The organism is Pseudomonas matsuisoli, assembly GCF_014647635.1.
GTDB lineage: Bacteria > Pseudomonadota > Gammaproteobacteria > Pseudomonadales > Pseudomonadaceae > Pseudomonas_P > Pseudomonas_P matsuisoli.
Window position 1 is genome coordinate 101,821 of record NZ_BMPO01000011.1, and the last position, 22,610, is coordinate 124,430.

Annotated in this window: 1 protein-coding gene; it reads left to right on the forward strand. The window is 64.3% G+C overall.

All coding sequences use genetic code 11. The features are described 5' to 3' along the window. The first annotated feature begins 221 nt into the window (after nt 1–221). A complete protein-coding gene (locus IEY47_RS19370; RefSeq protein ID WP_188985786.1) occupies nt 222–22,547 on the forward strand; it encodes an Ig-like domain-containing protein in 22,326 nt (7,441 codons plus the stop codon). Nucleotides 22,548–22,610: the final 63 nt, after the last annotated feature.

The window sequence follows — 22,610 nt, forward strand, 5'->3', positions numbered from 1 at the left end:
ACTTTGCGACGTTCAGGAAAGACGAGCGGCGTGCACTTTGTCGGATTTCGACGTGCGTCGACTTGTGAACTGCATCACACAGTACTAATTTTTGACGTCAAAAATAAGTTCAATTTCATTGATGCGATGCCTGCGCGCAACCGATGGCTGGCTTCTAACCTTAAAGAGCCTTTACCCCTTTCGGCTGTTGCCAACGCCCTGCCTTTGCGCTGGAGATTCACATGAACGGTTCGTATAAACACAGCTCCGCCATCCGCATCGCGCTCGAAACCCGGGTGATGTTCGACGGTGCGGCAATCGCCACGGCAGATGCGGCAGTCAATGCCAGCGCGCCTGCGGCAGCGGCGGCGGAACCGGCTCATGTGCCCCTACCCACCCATGCTTCGGACGCTCCCGGGGCGGTTGCAGCTGATGCGGGCCACGCGGATGCGAACTCTGTGGGTGCGGACGGATCGAGCGATGCTGACGCTCATCATGCGTCTGCCGAGCCCCCTGCGGTCGACGCAGGGCATGACTTCACCGACCAGACCACGGCCGACATCGTCAATGCGCTGACTGCGACCGCACCACCCGAGGGGACGGCGCGGCACGAAATCTATTTCATCGATGGCAGCCTGCCCGACCAAGACATCTTGCGTAGCGCCCTGCCAACGGGTGCCGACGTCGTGTACCTCGATAACAGTCGCGACGGTCTCAGCCAAATCGCCGACGCGCTGAAAGGTCGTACCGGGCTGGACGCGATCCACATCGTCACACATGCCTCCGAGGGCCTGCTGCAGGTCGGCGGCACCCAGCTCGACGCGCAATCCATTCAAAGCCAGTACGCCGACATCCTTGGCCAGATTGGGCTGCACCTGAATCCCAACGCCGACGTGTTGTTGTATGGCTGCGACCTCGCCGCTGGCGAGCGTGGCATGGAAACGGTCAATGCGCTGGCGCAGGCACTAACGAGCGACATCGCCGCGTCGATCAACACCACCGGTCAAGGCGGTGACTGGGTGCTGGAGACGCATGTCGGGACGATCGAGACGACATCGCTGGTGGCATCGGAATGGAACCATAGCCTTCTCGCTGTCAGTAATGATTCGTACACCGTCAACCAGAACAGCGGACCTACGACGCTCAACGTCCTGAGCAACGATTTACTCGTAACAAAGATTGCTTCTTTCACCCAACCGGCCCATGGCACGGTCACCATCAACGCTGCAAGTAATGCATTGATTTATACGCCAACACCCGGATATTCCGGCCCTGACGCCTTTACTTATTCAGTTAACGATCTGCTGGGGCCTGTCACTGGGTCCGTGGCAATCACCGTCAACGCGCCACCGGTCATAGTGAAGCCGACACTCACAGGCCTTAGCGAAGACGTACCCGTTACGTTCTCCAGCGCGCTCGGTACGCAACTGCGGGTGACCGACGATGGCGCGACGGGCACGGTTACGCTTTCGGTTCCTCATGGCACGCTCGCGCTGAACGCCAACATTCTGGCCGAGCTCCTGTCCGGCTTACTTTCCGGTACCAGCCAGACCGGGAACGGCACGAACAGCATCACGCTGACGGGCCAGCTATCGATCATCAACAACGCCCTCAACGGTCTCGTCTACACCCCGACCGCCGATGCCAACGGCCCGGTCAACCTGACCGTCACCGCCAACGACGGTATCGCCTCGGCGGTGACCACGGTCGTACCCATGAATTTTGCGGCAGTCGCCGACATCGTTCCCGACACCGCCACCGCCTACCTGAACACCGCATCGAGCTTCAACGTCCTGGCGAACGACAATTTCGAGAACGCCGGCCGTGTGGTCACCGGCTTCACCCAGCCGGCCAACGGCAGCGTGACGATCGATACCCAGGGCAATGCCGTCTACACGCCCAAAACCGGCTGGACCGGCACGGACACGTTCACCTACACCGTCACCTCGGGCGGCGCGACCGAAACCGCGACCGTCACCATGACCACGGTGATTCCGAACTACGCACCCACCATTGGCGCCCCCGCCACGCAGACCTTCATCGAAGACGCCGTGCGTGTGTTCTCGACCGCCAATGGCAACGCCATCACCGTCAACGACGCCAACGGTGACAACCTCTCTGTCACGCTAAACACCGCCAACGGCACGCTCTTGCTTGCCCAAACGGCTGGACTGACCGTCAGCGGAAACGGCACGGGCAGCGTGACCCTGAGCGGCAGCATCAGCAACCTCAACAACGCCTTGAACGGCCTAGCGTTCACACCGGTCGCCGATTACAACGGCGCCGCGAGCATCTCGGTCACGGCCAGCGATGGCCAAGCAGCCGTACAAACCACCACCATCGGCATGACGATTACTCCCGTTGCCGATGGCGTCGCGGACAGCATCAGCACCGGGCCGCTGCGTCCGGTCACCTTCAATCCGCTGGCGAACGACAACTTCGAAAACGCTAACGCCACTGTGACCGCCGTCTCCCAAGGCGCGAACGGTGTCGTCCTGCTGGGTCTTGGCAACACGATCACCTATACGCCTGCGCTGGGCTTTGTCGGCAACGATACCTTCACCTACACCGTGACCTCCGGCGGCGTCACCGAGCAGGTGTCCGTCAGCGTGCTAGTCGGCAATACGACGCCAGTCAGCACCGCCTTGGGCACGCTGAACACGGTCGACAAAGGGCCCGTACTCATTCTGGCGGGCTTGTCCTTCTACGACCCGGACGGCCTACTGGACGTACTGCGGTTCTCGGCGACGGGACTGCCGGCTGGGTTGAGCATCGACCCGATCACCGGAACCATCGGCGGCATCGTTGACGGTCATGCCTCGGTGAACGGCACCAACGGCACCGGCACTTACAACGTCGTCGTCACTGCGACTGACCTCGCCGGCGCGTCGGTCAACAGCACGCTCACCGTCAATGTCAGCAACCCGCCGCCAATCCCGATTCTCGGGCTTCAGCTCACGACCGATGCAGCCGAAGACACGCTGCTGAACCTTAGCCTCAGTGCGCTCTTGATCATCGATCCCGATGGCGACGCGTTCAGCATCACGCAGGCGTCGGCGGCCAATGGAACGGTCACCATTCGCCCGGATGGCTCGCTGGATTACCAACCGAACCCCAACTTCAACGGCATTGACACCATCACCTACACCGTGCGCGATGTGGATGGCGGTCAAGCCGTCGGTACGGCGCTCGTCGTGGTACTGCCCGTTGCCGACCTGCCCATCATCAACTTGCCGGCGTTGCCACTGCTTCAGGAAGATACGCCGCTGATCTTCGCCAACATCCTTGGCCAGCAACTGTCGATCGGCAACATCGATGGCGGTCTTGTCGAGCTCGCCATCAACGTACCGATCGGCAACATATCGATCGTGGAAACCGGCGGCGTGACCATCGCCGAAAGTACCGATGCCAATGGCCAGCAGATCGTCAACCTGAGAGGCACTGTCGCTGACATTAACGTCGCGCTCGGCAGAATGATCTACACGCCTGCCGCCGACTACAACGGTCCGGTGAACATCACGCTGAACCTGGGCCAGCTCACCGGCGGTCTGCTTAACGTCAACGCGAGCCTGCCGATCATTACCATCGGCGCCGTCGCGGATATCGCCGACGACAACGTCCGCGTGGTGCTGGATACGCCCGTCCAGTTCAACGTCATGGCCAATGACACGTTCGAGAACCCGAATGCGGCCGTAACCAGCTGGACGCAGCCGGCCCACGGCACGGTGCGCTATGACGGCAACGGCCTGTTCACCTACACCCCGAACGCCGGCTGGACCGGGACGGACACGTTCACCTACACCGTGTTGGCGAACGAAAAGGCGAGCATCCCGACCGAAACCGCGACCGTCACTCTAACCACCGCCCTACCGAACTACGCCCCAACCATTGTGACTCAGGCACCGGCGCTGACCTTCGCCGAAGACACCCCGCAGGTGTTCTCCACGGCCAATGGCAACGCCATCGTGGTCGCCGACGGCAACAACGACACGCTGACCGTCACCCTCACTGCCAACCATGGCGCCCTGACATTGGCGCAAACCACCGGCCTCACGCTGATCGACGGCAACGGCGCCGATGGCACCCTGACCGTGCGCGGCAGTGCCGCCGACATCAACGCCGCCCTGAACGGCCTGCGGTTCACGCCGACTGCCGATTACAACGGTCCCGCCACTTTGAGCGTCACGGCCAGCGACAGTATCGCTACCGTGCAGAATGCGGCGGTCACGATGACCATCACGCCGGTGGCCGATGGCGTTGCGGACAGCATCGTCACCGAGCCGCTCGTACCGATTACCTTCTACCCGCTGGCCAACGACAACTTCGAAGGCAACGCGGTCATCACCAGCATTGGCGCGGCCGCCCATGGCACCGTATTGCTCTTGGGCAACGCCGTGACCTACACGCCCGTCTTGGGCTATCGCGGAGCGGACAGTTTCACCTACACCGTCACTTCCGGCGGCGTGACCGAAACCATCACAGTGAACGTGACCGTGGGCACCAACCACGCACCGGTTGGCAGCAACCTCGGCACCCTGAGCACGGTCGATGCGGGCCTCGTCACGGTCGCCGCAGGCCTGTCGTTCGCCGATGTGGACCTATTCGACAAGCTCACCTTCAGCGCCAGCAACCTGCCGGCGGGCCTGACCATTGATCCGAACACTGGGCTCATCAGCGGCATCGTCGGCGGTCACGCGTCGCAGGTGAACGGTGGCGTCTACAACGTCGTCATCACCGCCAGGGATCTTGCCGGTGCAACGGCCACCAGCACCTTGACCGTCACCGTGGCTAACCCACCACCGATCGCTGGACTGAACGTCGCGATCTCGCTCAACGAAGACACGACGTTCACTGTCCCGCGCGACAGCCTGGCCATCGTCGATCTCGATGGCGATGCGGTCACCGTCACCGGGGCCTCGGCGCAGCATGGCACCGTGGTCATCGAAGCCGATGGCTCGCTGACCTACACGCCAAAGCCGAACTTCAATGGTATCGACGCCATTACCTACACCGTGCGTGACGCCGATGGCGGAACGGATGTGGGCGTGGTCGCGGTCACCGTATTGCCCGTGCTGGATCTGCCGAAGATCGAGCTGCTACCGCTTCCAGTGTTCTACGAAGACACACCGATCCTCATGGTCAGCGCGCTTGGCCAGGCGCTGTCGGTCGGCGACATCGACGGTAAATTGCTCGACCTGACGTTGAATACGCCCGTCGGCAGCCTCAACCTCAGCCAGGACAGCAACGTCAGCATCATCGCCAATGCGAACGGTACGTTGCGCCTGCAAGGCTCGGCGGCGGACATCAACGCCGCACTGGGTGCACTCGTCTACACACCCGGCGCCGACTACAACGGCCTGGTGAACATCAGCGTGCAGCTCGCCCAGCTCACCGGCATCCTCGGCACGAGCATCGACCTGAGCAGCCTGGTGACCCTGAACCTGCCGATCACCATCGTGCCGGTGGCGGACGTCGTCAATGACGAGGCCAACGTCACGCTCGATACGCCGGTCACGCTCAACGTACTGGCGAATGACAACTTCGAGAACGCCGGCCGCGAGGTCATCAGTATTACCCAGCCGGCACACGGCAGTGCCACCTTCCAAGCCGACGGCACCGTGACCTACACGCCGAACGCCGGCTACACCGGTAACGACAGCTTTACCTACACCGTACGCTCCAACGGCACCCTGGAAACCGCCACCGTTACCCTGCACGTCGCGCTGCCCAACTACGCCCCGACCGTGAACGCACCGGCGAGCCAGACCTTCGCCGAAGACACCCCGCTGGTGTTCTCCGATGCCAACGGCAACGCACTGACCGTGGCCGACCAGAACAACGACGCGCTGACGGTCACCCTCAGCACCAACCATGGTGCCCTCGCGCTCGCGCAAACCGCCGGGCTCGAGCTTATCGATGGCAATGGTGCCGACGGCTCGCTGGTCATCCGCGGTACCGCCGCCGCGATCAATGCCGCGCTTAACGGCCTCGTGCTGACCCCCAGCGCTGACTACTACGGCCCGGCGGCGTTGAACATCAGCGCCAACGACGGCGCATTGACTCAAAGCACCAGCATCGGCCTGACCATCACGCCGGTGGCCGACGGCGTCACCGACAGTATCCAGACCAGCAGTTCCAACGTGACCGGCGTGACCTTCTATCCGCTAGCGAACGACTCCTTCGAAGCGGCTCCCGTCATCACCGGTGTGAGTGACCCAGCCCACGGCACCGTCACGCGTGTTGGGAATGCCCTCACCTATTTCCCAACGCTGGGCTACACCGGTTCGGACAGCTTCACCTACACCGTGACATCCGGCGGCGTCACTGAAGTGGTCACCGTCAACGTGACCGTGGGCAACCAGGCGCCGACCACCGTGGGTGGCCTGCTGCCCGTGCTGACCGAAGATGGCGCCATCGTCGTCAACGTCGCGACCGGGCTTGCCTTCCGCGATGCCGATTTGCTCGACGTGCTGCGTTTCTCGGCAAGCAATCTGCCGGCGGGCCTGAGCATCGACCCGCTGACCGGCATCATTGCTGGCAAGGTGGATGGCCATGCGTCGACCGTGAACGGCGGCGTCTATACCGTGACGGTGACAGCCACTGACCTTGCGGGCGCGTCCGTGTCGACCACGCTGTCCATCAGCGTCTCCAACCCCGCGCCGGTGGGGGGCATCAACATCGCCGTGACGGGTAACGAAGACACGGCGCTAACGATTCCAAACGCCACGCTAGCGATCTTCGACCGTGACAACGATGTCGTGACCGTCACCGGCGCGAGCGCCGGCAACGGCACGGTCAGCGTCGATGCCAATGGCAACCTGATTTACACGCCGCGCGCCAACTTCAACGGCATCGATACGATCACCTACACCCTGCGCGACGCCGACGGTGCGACCGGCAGTGGCACCGTGGTCGTGACCGTGTTGCCCGTGCTGGATCTGCCAACCCTGCAGATCCCGACCCTGCCGGTCTTTACCGAAGACACACCCATCCTGCTCGTCAGCGCTCTCGGGCAGAGCCTGTCGGTCGGTGATGTGGATGGCAAACTGCTGGACCTGGTGCTGACTGCGCCACGCGGCAGCTTCAGCGTGGGCCTGGACAGCAGCATCGCCGTAGTCGCCAATGCCGGTGCCAGCCTGCATCTGCAAGGCACGCCGGCGGATGTCAACGCCGCATTGGCTGCCCTCGTCTACACCCCTGGCGCCGACTACAACGGCCCCCTCAACATCACGCTGCAACTTGGCCAGCTGACCGGCATTTTGGGCAGCCAGCTCAACCTCAGCAGCCTGGTCAATCTCAGCTTGCCGATCACCATTGCGCCGGTCGCCGACATCGTCGATGACAACGTCCGCACCACCCTCGAAGCGCCGGTGAGCTTCAATGTGCTCGCCAACGATACCTTCGAGAACGCCGGGCGCATTGTTACCGCTGTGGGCACGCCCGCCCATGGGAGCGTGACCTTCGATGCGCAGGGCAACCTCGTCTACACCCCGAACGCCGGCTACCTCGGCACGGACAGCTTCACCTACACCGTCACCTCCAACGGGACGGTGGAAACGGCAACGGTCACCGTGACCACCGCGCTGCCCAACTACGCACCCGTGGTGAGCGTGCCGGGTGCAGCCGTCGTCGCGAACGAAGACAGCACCCTGGTGTTCTCCACCGCGAACGGCAATGCCATCGCTGTCGCAGACGCCAATGGCGATGTACTGACCGTTACCGTACAGACCGACCGCGGCACCTTGAGCCTTGCGCAAACCACGGGCCTGACCTTGCTCACCGGCGATGGCGTCGATGACAGCGTGCTGATCGTTCGGGGCAGCGCGACAGACATTAACGCGGCCCTCAATGGCCTGACGTTCAAACCCACTGCGGATTACAACGGTTCGGCCAGCATCCAGGTGCAGGCGTTCGATGGCGTTGCCGCGCCACAGAGCGCCACGGTCGCGATCAGCCTCACGCCCGTCGCGGACGGCCGCACCGACCTGCTGACCACCGAGCCCCTCATCCCGGCAACGCTCTACCCGCTGGCCAACGATACGTTCAGCAACCCCAACGCCACGATCACCGCGGTCACCAACGGCGCGCACGGCACCGTGGTCATCGGTCTCAATAACGCGGTCACCTACCTGCCAGGAGCAGGCTATCGCGGGGCGGACAGCTTCACCTACACCGTCACCTCTGGCGGTGTGACCGAAACGATCACCGTGAATGTCGTGGTCGGGACGAACCAACCGCCCATTGGCACAGACATGTTGCCTCGCGTGAGCCAGGACGGCGCACCGATCGCCATCGTGGCATCCGCGGCGTTCGTCGACAGCGACCTGTTCGACCGCCTGACCTACAGCGCCACCGGACTGCCTGCCGGCCTTTCGATCGACGCCACCACCGGCGTAATCAGCGGCACGCTCGATGGGCACGCTTCGCAACTGGCGCCAAACGGCAACTACACCATCGTCATCACCGCGACCGACCTTGCCGGCGCGAAGGCCACCAGCACGCTGCAAATGCACGTGGACAATCCGGCGCCCATCGCGGGTCTGAACGTCGCGGTGACGGTCAACGAAGACACGTCACTGACCATCCCCCGCGCCACGCTCAACATCGTCGACCCTGATCGCGATGTCGTGACCGTGACCGGCGCGACGGCGCTGCACGGCACTGTCAGCGTCGCCGCCGACGGGTCGTTGATCTACACGCCAAACGCGAACTACAACGGCGTGGACGTCATCACCTACCTCGTCCGGGACGCCGACGGCGCCACGGCGACCGGTGCTGTTGCCGTGACCGTGCTGCCGGTGCTGGATCTGCCGACCATCAAGATCCCGACCATCCCCGTGTTCTACGAAGACACCCCACTGGTGTTCGCCGACATCCTCGGCCAAAAGCTGTCGGTCGGCGATATCGACGGCAAGCTGCTGGACCTGACGATCAATACCCCCGTGGGCGGCTTTAGCCTGAGCCAGCCGAGCAACGTCACGATCGTCGCCAATGCCAACGGCAGCCTGCATTTGCAGGGGTCGGTCACCGACATCAACGCGGCGCTGGCGCTGCTCGTCTACACCCCCGGCCCGGACTACAACGGCCCGGTCCAGCTCAGCCTGCAACTGGGCCAACTGACCGGTCTGCTCGGCAGCACTCTCGATATCAACAGCCTCGTCACCGTCGCGCTGCCGCTCACCATCGAGCCCGTGGCAGACGTGGTGAACGACCAGGTGGCCGTCACGGCCGGCATCCCGGCCAATTTCAACGTGCTGGCAAACGACACCTTCGAGAACGCGGGCCGTCTGCTGATCACGCACAGTGAACCCGCCAACGGCACGGTCACTATCGATTCCTATGGCAATGCCCGCTACACGCCGAACGCTGGTTTCACCGGCACGGACAGCTTTACCTACACCGTCGAATCCAACGGCACCTACGAAACCGGCACCGTCACGCTCACCGTCACGTTGCCGAACTACGCGCCCACCGTCAGCGCGCCGGCCGCCTTAACCGTTGCCGAAGACACGCCGCTCGCGTTTGCCGGTGTTAATGCCATCAGCGTCGCGGATATCAATGGCGACCGCTTGACCGTCACCCTGCTGGTCAACCACGGCACCCTCACCCTCGGGCAAACCACCGGGCTTACGATCACCACGGGCGACGGCACCGCTGACGCGCTGATGGTCATCAGCGGCAGCGCCACCGACATCAACGCCGCACTGGCTGGCATGACCTTCGCGCCGACAGCCGACTACAACGGTGGCGCGACCCTGAACGTGCAGGTCAGCGACGGCATTGCCCCCGTGCAAATCACCAGCGTACTGCTGACCGTCACGCCGGTTGCCGACGGCGTGGCCGACAGCATCAGCACTGGCCCGCTGGCGCCTTACAGCTTCTATCCGCTGGCGAACGATACCTTCGAGAATGCCAACGCGGCCATCACTTCGGTCAGCGCCGCGGCGCACGGCACCGTCGTGCTGGGCCTGAACGGCCAAGTGACCTACACACCTGCCCTTGGGTATGTCGGTGCGGACAGCTTCACCTACACCGTTACCTCGGGCGGCGTGACGGAAACCGTGACGGTAAACGTCACGGTGGGCAACCAGGCGCCGACTACCACCGGCAACCTCGGTAGCCTGAACGTCAACGATGCCGACATCGTGCTTGCCGTTTCCACCGCCCAGGCCTTCCGCGATGCGGATGCCCTCGACACGCTACGCTTCAGCGCTACAGGACTGCCCGCCGGCCTTACGATCGATCCCGCCACCGGCTTCATCAGCGGCACGGTCAACGGTCACGCCTCGGTCAACGGCGCCAATGGCGGCGGCCAGTACACCGTTACGGTCACGGCCACCGACCGCGCGGGTGCGTCGGTGTCCACCACGATGGTCATCAACGTCAGCAACCCTGCACCACTCACCGGACCGACTGTTGTCATCGGCAACGAAGACACGCCGATCGCCATCAGCGCCGCGCTGTTGAACGTGCGCGATCCGGATGGCGATAGCGTCACCATTACCGGCGCCACAGCCGCGAACGGAAGCGTGACGATCAACGCCAACGGCTCGCTGACTTACACGCCCAATCCGAACTACAACGGCATCGACACCATCACCTACAGCGTGCGCGACGCCGATGGCGCCGTGGCGACCGGCACGGTAGTGGTGACCGTGCTACCGGTAGTGGACCTGCCGACCATCACCCTGCCGACCATTCCGGTCTTCGCCGAAGACACGCCACTGGTGTTCGCCGACATCCTCGGCCAAGGGCTGTCCGTCGGCGACGTGGACGGCGAAGTGCTGGACCTGAAACTCAGCGTCCCGGTCGGCAGCTTCGCGCTGAACCAAACCGCGGGCCTCAACATCACGGAAAACACGGGCGGCACCCTGCGCATCGAGGGCAGCGTAGCGGCCATCAATGCCGCACTTGGGGGCCTCGTCTATACCCCTGGCGCCGACTACAACGGCCCACTGAACATCACGGTGCAACTCGGCCAATTGATCGGTGGCGTGCTTAACGTCAGCACCGTGCTGCCCATCGAAATCGCGCCAGTGGCCGACATCGTCGACGACCAGGTTCGTGTGGTGCAGAACACCCCAACCGGCTTCAACGTCCTGACCAATGACAACTTCGAAAACCCGGCCCGTGCCGTCACCGCGCTGGGCGAAGTCACCGCGCTCGGCAATGGCAACTATCTGACCGCCAATGGCGGCACGGTAACCTTCAACGCCAACGGCCAGGTGTTCTACACCCCGGCCAACGGTTTCACTGGCACCGACCGCTTCACCTACACCGTCACCTCCAACGGCACCACGGAGACGGCCACCGTCACGCTCATCGTGGCCGAACCGAACTACGCGCCAACCGTCGTTGCACCGGCGCTCGTGGCCGGTAGCGAAGACAACCCGATCGTGCTTTCCGGCGCCAACGCCATCACCGTGGGCGATGCCAACGCCGCCGATACGCTGACCGTTACCCTGAGCGTCAACCACGGCACGCTGAACCTTGCGGGCACGGCGGGCCTTACGGTCGTGAGCGGGGCCAATGGCTCGGCCAGCGTGACTGTCAGCGGCAGCGCCGCGGCCCTCAACGCCGCGCTGAACGGGCTGACCTTCACTCCCGTGGCGGACTACAACGGCAATGCGCTGATTCAGGTGCAGGTCAGCGATGGCGTCGCGGCGCCCATCAATGCCAGCGTCGCCCTGAGCCTGGCCGCCGTGGCCGATGGCGTCGCGGACAGCATCACCACCGATCCGCTGGTGCCGGTGACGTTCTCGCCACTGGCGAACGACACCTTCAATAATGCCAATGCGACCGTTACGGCCGTCACCAATGGGGCGAACGGTAGCGTGGTGATCGGTGCGAACAACGCCCTGACCTACCTGCCGAATGTCGGCTTCCGTGGCGTGGACAGCTTTACCTACACCGTGACCTCCGGCGGTGTGACTGAAACCATCGTCGTCACGGTGAACGTCGGTACCAACCAGGCGCCGGTGGCGGGCAGCCTCCTTCCGGTCAATGCGACGGACAGCGCCGAGGTGCTCGTTCCTGCGGCGTTGGCTTTCGCCGACAGCGACCTCTACGACCGGCTCACCTACACGGCCACCAACCTGCCCGCCGGTTTGAGCATCGACCCGGCCACAGGCGTCATCACCGGTACGCTCGGCAGTAGCGCCTCGGCCGGTGGAACCAACGGCACCTATAACGTCGTCGTCACCGCCACCGACCTTGCCGGCGCTAGCGCCAGCAGCACGCTGCAGATCCACGTGACCAACCCGGCGCCTGTCGCGGGTGCCACCGTTGCCGTCGGCGTCGAAGACACGCCGCTGACCATCCCCCGCGCGGACCTTGCGATCAGTGACATCGACGGAGATGACGTCACCGTCATCGAAGCGGTTGCCGGACGTGGCAGCGTGGTCATTGGCGCCGACGGCTCGCTGACCTACACCCCGGCGGCGAACTTTAACGGCGTTGACACCATCACCTTCACCGTTCGCGATGCCGATGGCGCGACCGCGATCGGTACCGTCGTGGTCACCGTGGCACCGGTGCTGGACTTGCCTACGCTACAAATCCCGTCGATCCCGGTGTTCGCCGAGGACACGCCGCTGATCTTCGCCAACGTGCTCGGCCAAACCCTCGCGGTAGGCGATGTCGACGGCAAAGTGCTTGACCTGACCCTCAACGCACCAAACGGCAGCTTCACCTTCAGCCAAGGCACCAACGTCACCGTGGTGAGCAACGTCAACGGCGTGTTGCACCTGCAAGGCAGTGCGGCGGACATCAACGCCGCACTGGGCGTGCTCGTCTATACCCCGGGCGCCGACTACAACGGCAACCTGCAGATCAGCCTGCAACTCAATCAATTGGTCGGTGCCGTGGGCTCGGCAATCGACGGTACGACGCTCGTCAGCAGCGTGCTGCCGCTGACCATCGCGCCGGTCGCCGATATCGTCGACGACCACGTGTCCATCGTGGGCGACGTGCCGGTGGCGCTCAACGTGCTGGCCAACGACAGCTTCGAGAACGCCGGTCGGCTCGTTACGAGCATGGGCGGCGTCACGATCGACGCCAACGGCAACGGTAGTTTCACCACCGCCAACGGCGGCAGCGTGACCTTCAGCGCGAATGGCGCGCTGATCTACACCCCGCGCGCGGGCTTCATCGGGGATGACAGCTTCACCTATACCGTCACCTCGAACGGCACCACCGAAACCGCGACCGTCACTATCACCGTCAATCCGGTGCCCAACACCGACCCAGTGGCCGAGCCGATCGCCAACCAGACGGCGCGCGACGGGCAAACGATCAGCCTCGACGTGGTGCAAGCCGCGTTCAGTGATGCCGACAACGACACCTTGTCCTTCAGTGCCAGCGGCTTGCCGGCGGGCCTGACCATGGATCCGGCCACCGGGCTCATTACCGGCACGCTGGGTGGGCACGCGTCCACCGTCGTGGCAGGCGGCAGCTATACCGTGACCGTTACCGCACGGGACGGCAACGGCGGCGAAGTCAGTCAGAGCTTCACGCTGACCGTCAGCAACCCCGCGCCAATCGCCGAGGCCGACAGCTTCGAGGTGGACCGCAACACGCTGCTCAACGGCGGCAATGTGCTCACGGGTAATGTGCTGGGTAACGACCGCGATCCAGATGGCGACGCGCTGACCGTCCAGGTCACGCCGGTGCAAGGCCCGTCCCACGGCGTGCTCGCCCTGCGCGCCGATGGCTCCTTCACCTACACCCCTGCCCTGAATTACAGCGGTACCGACACCTTCACCTACCGCGTGGTTGATGCGGACGGGGGTTCGGCCATCGCCGTGGTTACCATCACCGTGAACGCGGAGAACGAAGCACCGGTTGCCCAGGGCACCATCGGTCCGCGTACCGGCACCGACAACCTGCCGTTCACCTTGAGCACTGCCGGACGCTTCACCGACATCGACGGCGACACCCTGAGTTACAGCGCCACCGGCCTGCCAGCCGGGCTGACCATCGATGCCACCACCGGCCTGATCAGCGGTACCGTAGACAGCCATGCCTCGGTCAACGGTATTGGCCGCACTGGCGTCTACAGCGTGACCGTGACGGCCGACGACGGTCGTGGCGGCCTCGCTACCCAGACCTTCACCCTGACCATCGCCAACCCGGCGCCTGTCACCGACGGCGGGCTGCCGATCGTAACGCCGGAAGACACTGCCTACGCCGGACGCCTGGTTGCGACCGACGCCGATAACGACGCGTTGACCTTCACCGTCACCCAAGCACCGGCGCACGGGACGTTGCTGCTCAACACCGACGGCACTTACACCTACACGCCGGCAGCGGACTACAACGGCCCGGACAGCTTCAGCTATCGCGTGACTGATGCCGATGGCGGCACAGCCGTGGCGACCGTCAACTTCAATGTCACGCCGGTCAACGACGCGCCCACCCCGCTTGGCGCCATTGCGAACCAGAACGGAACGGACGGCGCAGCGTTCACACTGAACACCGCCGGCAACTTCACTGATGTCGATAATCCGCAGCTGGTGTACAGCAGCTCTCCGCTGCCGGCGGGCTTGACGATCAATCCGGTCACCGGCGTGATCAGCGGCACCCTGGGCAGCAGCGCGTCGGCGCTTGGCCCGTACACCATCACCGTCTACGCCAGCGACGGGCTCGCTACCGCCAGCCAGAGTTTCGTGCTGACCGTGACCAACCCGGCGCCCACCTCCCAAGGCGGCGCCTACAGCATCGCCGAGGATGGCGTGCTGACCGGCACGCTGACCGCGACTGACACCGATGGCGATACGCTGACCTTTGCCGTGGCCACCGGGCCCGAACACGGAACACTCGTGTTGAACGCCAATGGCGCGTTCGTCTACGAACCCTTCGCGGACTACAACGGGCCAGACCGCTTCACCTACACCGTCACCGATGTGGACGGCGCGAGCGTCACCGCAACCGTGACGCTGACCGTCACGCCGGTGAACGACGGTCCGGACGCGGTTGGCAGCATTGCGCCCCAACGCAGCACCGACGGCAGCGGTTTCAGCCTCGATGTCTCGGGCAATTTCCGGGACGTGGACAACGACGCCCTGAGCTACAGCGCCAGCGGGCTGCCCGCTGGCCTGACCATCAATGCCGCGACAGGTGTGATCTCCGGCACTATCGGTGGGCATGCGTCGACGCAAGTCATCGGTGGCGTGTACACCGTAGTGGTGACCGCCAAGGACCCGAGCAACGCCACCATCACTTCCAGCTTCACTTTCGTCGTCAGCAACCCACCGCCAACGGCCAATACCGCGACCTTCGACCTCAGCGAGGACGGCACCCTCACGGCCAGCCTAACGGCGACCGACCCCGACAACGATGCCCTGACCTTCAGCACCACCGTCCCGCCACTGCATGGCACTCTGGTGCTGAACGACAACGGCACCTTCACCTACACCCCGAACGCCGATTATCACGGCCCGGACCAGTTCACCTACCAGGTGCGCGACGCCGACGGTGGCTTCTCGCTCGCCACTGTGACGCTGAACATCGCGGCGGTGAACGACGCGCCCCTGCCGAACGGCACCATCCCAACGCAAAGCGGCACGGACGGCCAACCGTTCAGCCTGAACATCGGCGGCAACTTCCGTGACCCGGACGGCGACGCGCTGATCTACACCGTCGATGAGTTACCGGCAGGCTTGACCCTGGTGAACGGCGTCATCAGCGGCTCGCTGGATCGCAATGCCTCGGTGAACGGCGATAACGGCACGGGTGTGTACACCATCACGGTGACCGCGACGGACGCCAGCGGCGCCGCCGCTACGCAAACGTTCGTCCTCATCGTCAGCAACCCGGCTCCGGTCACCCCCGGTGCCAGCCTGACCGTAATGGAAGACAACGCCTTCAACGGGCGCTTGACCGCAACCGATCCGGACGGCGACACCTTCGAGTTCGCGCTGGCGGACAACGGCGCGCCGGCCAACGGCACCGTCGTGCTGAATGCCGACGGCACCTTCACCTACAGACCGAACGCCAACTACCACGGCGCCGACAGTTTCAGTTACACCGTGACCGACAGCGATGGCGGCGTGGCCACCGCGACCGTCAACATCACCGTCACCTCCGTGAACGATGCGCCGGTCACTAATGGCAGCATCGCGGCGCAAATCGGCACCGATGGCGCAAGCTTCACCTTAAGCGTCGCCGGTCGCTTCGTGGATGCCGACAACGACGTGCTGACCTACAGCGCTGCGGGCCTGCCCTTGGGCCTGTCCATCGATCCGGCGACGGGGCTGATCAGCGGCGATGTGAACGGCCATGCCTCGGTATTGATGCCGAACGGCCGCTACACCGTGGTCGTCACCGCCAACGATGGCAACGGCGGCACCGCCACGCAGACGTTCATCCTGACTGTCGCTAACCCCGCGCCGACCACGGCAGGTGGTAGCTACAGCGTTGCCGAGGATGGTGTGCTCAGCGCGACCCTCACGGCGCAGGACGTGGACGGCGACAGCTTCGCCTTCAGTGCCGAGACCCAACCGGCCCACGGCACGGTAGTGATGTTGCCGAACGGCAGTTTCGTCTATACGCCCAGCCCCAACTACAACGGCCCAGACAGCTTTACCTACCGTGTCACCGATACCGACGGTGGCACCGTGACGGCCACCGTTCTGCTGAACGTGACACCCGTGAACGATGCCCCGACGCCGAATGGCACGATTGCCCCGCAACGCGGGACCGATGGTGTTGGCTTCAATCTGGACGTTAAAGGCAACTTCGCCGACATCGATAACGACGCGCTGACCTACACCGTCAATGGCTTGCCGGCCGGGCTCGATATCGTCAACGGCGTCATCACCGGCACGGTGGACAACCGTGCCTCCACGGGTGCCGCTGGCGGGGTCTACAACGTCACCGTCACCGCGACCGACCCCAATGGTGCGAGCACCACGCAGACCTTCACCCTGACCATTGCCAACCCGGCGCCCACCACGGCGGATCGCAGCTACACCTTCGTCGAAGACACGACCATCGGCGGCACCCTGTTGGCGACGGACCCAGACGGCGACACGCTGACCTTCAGCACCACCGTACCGCCGCTGCATGGCACGCTGGTCTTGAACGCAAGTGGCAGCTTCACCTACACGCCGAACACGGATTACAACGGCACCGACAGCTTCAGCTATCAGGTCCGTGACGCCGACGGCGGCATTGCCACGGCCACGGTCACGTTGAACATCACTGCCGTGAACGACGCACCGCAAGCGGTCGGCGCGGTCGCCGCCCAGACCGGCACCGACAATCTGCCGTTCCGTCTTGACGTGGCCGGCAACTTCACCGACGTGGACAACGCCACCCTGTCCTATCGCGCAGACGGGCTGCCGGCTGGCCTGTCGATCGATGCTGCAGGCGTCATCAGCGGCACCGTGGATCATCGTGCCTCAGTGAATGGCCTGAACGGAGGCGGCGTCTACACCGTCACCATTACCGCCACGGACACCGCGGGCGACAGCACCACCCAGGCGTTCACCCTGACCATCAATAACCCGGCGCCCATCACACTAGGCAGCGCACTCACCGCCACTGCTGGCACACCTGCCACAGGCACGCTTACCGCCATCGATCCGGATGGCGACACCTTCACCTTTGCCGCCGCCACCGGGCCAGCGCACGGCAGCGTCACGGTGAATGCTGACGGCAGCTACACCTATACGGCGGACCTCGGTTACACCGGCACGGACAGCTTCACCTACACGGTGACCGACATCGATGGCGGCGCCACCACGGCAACCGTCGCTATCCTCGTCAACCCGGCCGCCAATGACGGCCCGGTCACGACCGGACCAATCGGTGCCAGAACGGCAGACGACGGGGCGGCGTTCACCCTGGACGTTTCGGGCAACTTCACCGATCCGGACGGCCAGGCGCTGACGTACCGCGCGGACAACTTGCCCGCCGGCCTGCAGATCGACTCAAGCACTGGGATCATCAGCGGCACCCTGGATGGCCGCGCGTCGACCCAGGCCGTCGGTGGCATCTACAACGTAACGGTCACTGCGACCGATGCCAGCGGCGCGAGCGTTAGCCAGGTGTTCTTGTTCACGGCCACAAACCCGGCACCGACTACCACTGCGACGCCTTTCACCGTCGCCGAAGACGGCACCTATACCGGCACGCTCGTGGCGACCGACATCGACCGTGATGCCCTCACCTTCAGCACCGCCGTTGCCCCGTTGCACGGCACGCTGGTCTTGAACGCAAATGGCAGCTTCACCTACCAGCCAAACGCGAACTACAACGGCGCGGACAGCTTCACCTATGAGGTACGCGACGCCGACGGTGGCCTGGCGTTCGCGACTGTGAACATCACCGTGACCGCCGTGAACGATGCGCCAACACCGGCGGGCACCATTGCCACGCAGACCGGTACCGACGGCCAGCCATTCGTGCTCAACGTCGCGGGCAATTTCACCGATGTCGACAATCCCACGCTGAGCTACAGCGCGGTCGGCTTGCCCAACGGCCTGACCATCAATTCGGCCGGCGTCATTACCGGCACCGTCGACAGCCACGCATCGGTCAACGGCGAAAACCGCACCGGGACCTACACCGTCACCGTGATTGCGACGGATGCCAGCGGTGCTGCCGCGACCCAGACCTTCACCTTTACCGTCGCCAATACTACGCCAGTGGCCAGCAACGGCGTGCTGGTCACGAACGAAGACACGCCCGCCAGCGGCCAGTTGGTTGCCGTGGATGCCGACCGTGATGCGTTGAGCTACAGCCTGCAAGCCGGGCCGAGCTCTGGCAGCGTCGTGGTCAACACCGATGGCAGCTACACCTATACTCCGAGCCCGAACTACAACGGCCCAGACAGCTTCACCTACATCGTCCGTGACGGTGACGGCGGCGAAGCCATCGCCACCGTCAACATCCTCGTCACCGCCGTGAACGATGCGCCTACGCGAGTCGGCAGCATCGCCACGCAGACGGGGACCGATGGTCAGCCGTTCAGCCTGGGCGTCGCGGGTAACTTCGCCGATATCGATGGCGACCGCCTGAGCTTTTCCGCAACGGGCTTGCCGACAGGCCTCGTGATCAACCCGGCAACGGGGGCAATCACCGGTAGCTTCGGCAGCAGCGATTCGGCGCGCGCGCCCTATACCGTCGTGGTCACCGCCACCGACCCCAGCGGCGCCAGCATCACCCAGTCGTTTACGCTGAACGTGCTGAACACGCAGCCCGTCAGCGCCAACGCGAGCTACACACTCGCCGAAGACAGCACGATCACGCGCACGCTGGCCGCCACCGACGCGGACGGCGACACACTGACGTTCCGGCTCGCACCCGGAGGACAACCCGCCCATGGCCTGCTGCAACTGGGTACCGATGGCCGTTTCACCTACACGCCGAACTCCAATTACAACGGTACGGATACCTTCACCTACACCGTGACCGATGCGGACGGCGCCAGCGTCACGGCAACCGTCACATTGAACATCACGCCCGTGAACGACGGTCCGGTTGCCGTGGGCTCGGTCGCTCCACAGACGGGCAGCGATGGCGCCGCCTTCAACCTGAACGTGGCGGCCAACTTCAGCGACATCGACGGCGATACGCTGGCTTACAGCGTCAGCGGCCTGCCGCGCGGCCTGGAAATCAGCCCGCAAGGTGTGATCTCCGGCACCCTTGATGGGCATGCGTCGCAGCTGGCGGTTGGCGGGCTCTATACCGTGACGGTCACCGCGACCGACCCGAGTGGCGCCAAAGTGTCGCAAAGCTTCGTGTTAAGTGTGACCAACCCGGCGCCCACCACCGAGGGCGGCGCCTTCACGGCCGTGGAGGACGGCTCGCTCACGCGCACACTGGTCGCGACCGACGTGGACGGTGATGCCCTCACGTTCGTTCTGGTGACCGGCGCCGAGCACGGCACCTTGAGCCTCGGTGCGGACGGCACGTTCACCTACCGGCCGAACCCTGACTACACCGGCCCGGATCGCTTTACCTACGAGGTGCGTGACACCGATGGCGGCATCGTACGCGCCACCGTCGAGCTGACGGTTACCGCCGTCCCCAACGAAGTGCCCGTGCCGAGTTCGACCATCGCTACGCAGTCGGCCACCGATGGCAAGCCGTTCTCACTGAACGTAGGCGGCAGCTTCACCGACCGCGATAACGACACCCTGACCTACAGCGCAAGCAACCTGCCGAATGGCCTTTCCATCACGCCAGCTGGGGTGATCCAGGGGACCGTCGACAGTCACGCGTCCGCTGTGAACGGTGGGCGTTACGAGGTCACGGTCACGGTGGACGACGGCAAAGGCGGCACCGCCAGCCAGACCTTCGTCCTGAATGTGGTCAACACCGTGCCGGTTGCCGCCGGCGCCACGCTCACCACCGCCGAAGACCGTCCGTTCAACGGCCAGTTGGTCGCCACCGACGAAGACGGCGACTCGTTGACCTACAGCGCTGTGAGGCAGCCGGCGAACGGCAACCTGGTGATTCGCGCCGATGGCTCCTTCACCTACACGCCCGCGGCTGATTTCAATGGCTCGGACAGCTTCACCTATCGAGTCGTGGATGGCGACGGCGGCGTTTCCACGGCCACCGTGACCTTTGTCGTGACGCCGGCCAACGATGTGCCTGTCATCACGACGCCCATCGCCACGCAAAGCGGTACGGACGGTGCGACCTTCAACCTCAATGTGTCCGGCAACTTCCGGGACATCGACGGTGATCGTTTGAGCTACTCCGCCACCGGTTTGCCAGCGGGATTGTCGATCGATCGCAACACCGGACTGATCACCGGCACGCTCGGCAGCAGCGCATCGGCGACGGCGCCGTACACGATCACGGTGACTGCAACCGACCCGAGCGGTGCTTCGGTGGGCCAGACCTTCGCCCTCGATGTGAGCAACCCAGCGCCGACCACGAGCGACAGTAGCTTCAGCGTGTCCTTGAACGGGCGCTACACCGGCCTGCTGCAAGCGAGCGACGTGGACGGCGATGCGTTGAGTTTCGGGTTGATCCAGAGCGCTGGCCCGAGTCATGGCGTACTCACACTGAACGCCGATGGCACGTTCGTTTACGCGCCGTTCAATGGCTACAGCGGCGCGGACAGCTTCACCTACAGCGTGCGGGATGCGGACGGCGGCCTCGCCACGGCCATTGTGACCATCAACGTTTCGACCGTACCCAACAACGGCCCGATCGTCAGCCAGCCCATCGCCGGCCAGCGCGCAGACGATGGCGCGACTTATCGGCTCGACGTGGGCGCGGCCTTCCGCGACGCCGATGGTGATCGTTTGACCTACAGCGCCAGCAATCTGCCGGCGGGGCTGAGCATCGATCCATTCACCGGCGTGATCAGCGGTACCGTGGATACGCACGCCAGCCAAGGCGGCGTGCGTGGCGTGTACGAGGTGACCATCATCGCGAGCGACGGCCAGCAATCCGTCGGTCAGGTCGTCACCTTCACCATCGCTAACCCGGCGCCACAAACTGCCGGTGGCAACTTCGTGCTGAACGAAGACAGCGTACTCACAGGCGCGCTGCAAGCGAGCGACCCGGACGGCGATGCCCTCACCTTCAGCCTGGCCGCCAACGGCGGGCCCGCGCACGGCACGCTGGTGCTCAATGCCGACGGCACCTTCGTCTATCGCCCGGACGCCAACTACAACGGTCCGGACCGTTTCACCTACGTAGTGCGCGATGCCGATGGCGGCCTTACCCAAGCGACCGTCACGCTGAACGTGGCAGCGGTCAACGATGCGCCGGTCGCTGGGCCAAACAGCACAAGCACCAATGCCGCCACACCGGTCACGATCGACGTGCTCGCCAACGCGACCGATGCGGATGGCGACACGTTGACGGTCATCGGCGTCCGCGCCGACAACGGGACCGTGGTGATCAACACCGACGGCACGCTCACCTACACGCCGCGCCCCGGATTCACGGGCGTTGACACCATCAACTATGTATTGAGTGATGGCACAACGCAGGTAACGGCGAACGCAACGGTCACCGTACGGCCACTCGATGTACCGCCCACGGTGCCGAGCGATGCCAACGTCACGCCGACCGTATTGCAGGGGCAGCCCGGTATTCCGCCTTCAACCGATGATGGTGGTTTGGGCCAATACCTGCGCAACGCGAACTACGATCCGGTGCTGTTGGACGCCATCAATGGTGTGAAACGCCTCGATGGCGTGGCGAACTTCTCCACCAACAACCCGATGCTCAACGTCGCCAACGGCATGCAGCGTCTGAACGACGGCCAGGAGATCCTGCCCACCGACGCGCCCATGGCACGTGCGATTGGGGACCTTCAGGAGATCAATCGTCAGCCGCTCGATGCGGATCAGCTCGTACCCATGACCGAGCGTACGCCGGTCAGCCCCTCGCCTGCGGAAGTCGAGCAGAGCGTGGAAGACACGAGCATTCCTACCGAACGGCTTGAAGATGCCCCGCAGGCAACGACCACGACCAATGAAGCACCGTCACAACAGGGTGAGCGCGCACCGCTTACCTTGCAGGAACAGTTGCTGGAAGCCAGCCGCAAACGTGACGCCGACCGGGAGGCATTGGCCCGTTTGCTGAGGGATTGACGCGTTACCGCCGAGCAGCGCGCGACTTTAGTGATACCGCGCCCTCAACGGGGTGCCGCAAGG

Coding starts and splice junctions, on each gene's coding strand:
- IEY47_RS19370 (WP_188985786.1), top strand. CDS start 222: ATGAACGGTTCGTATAAACACAGCTCCGCCATCCGCATCGCGCTCGAA.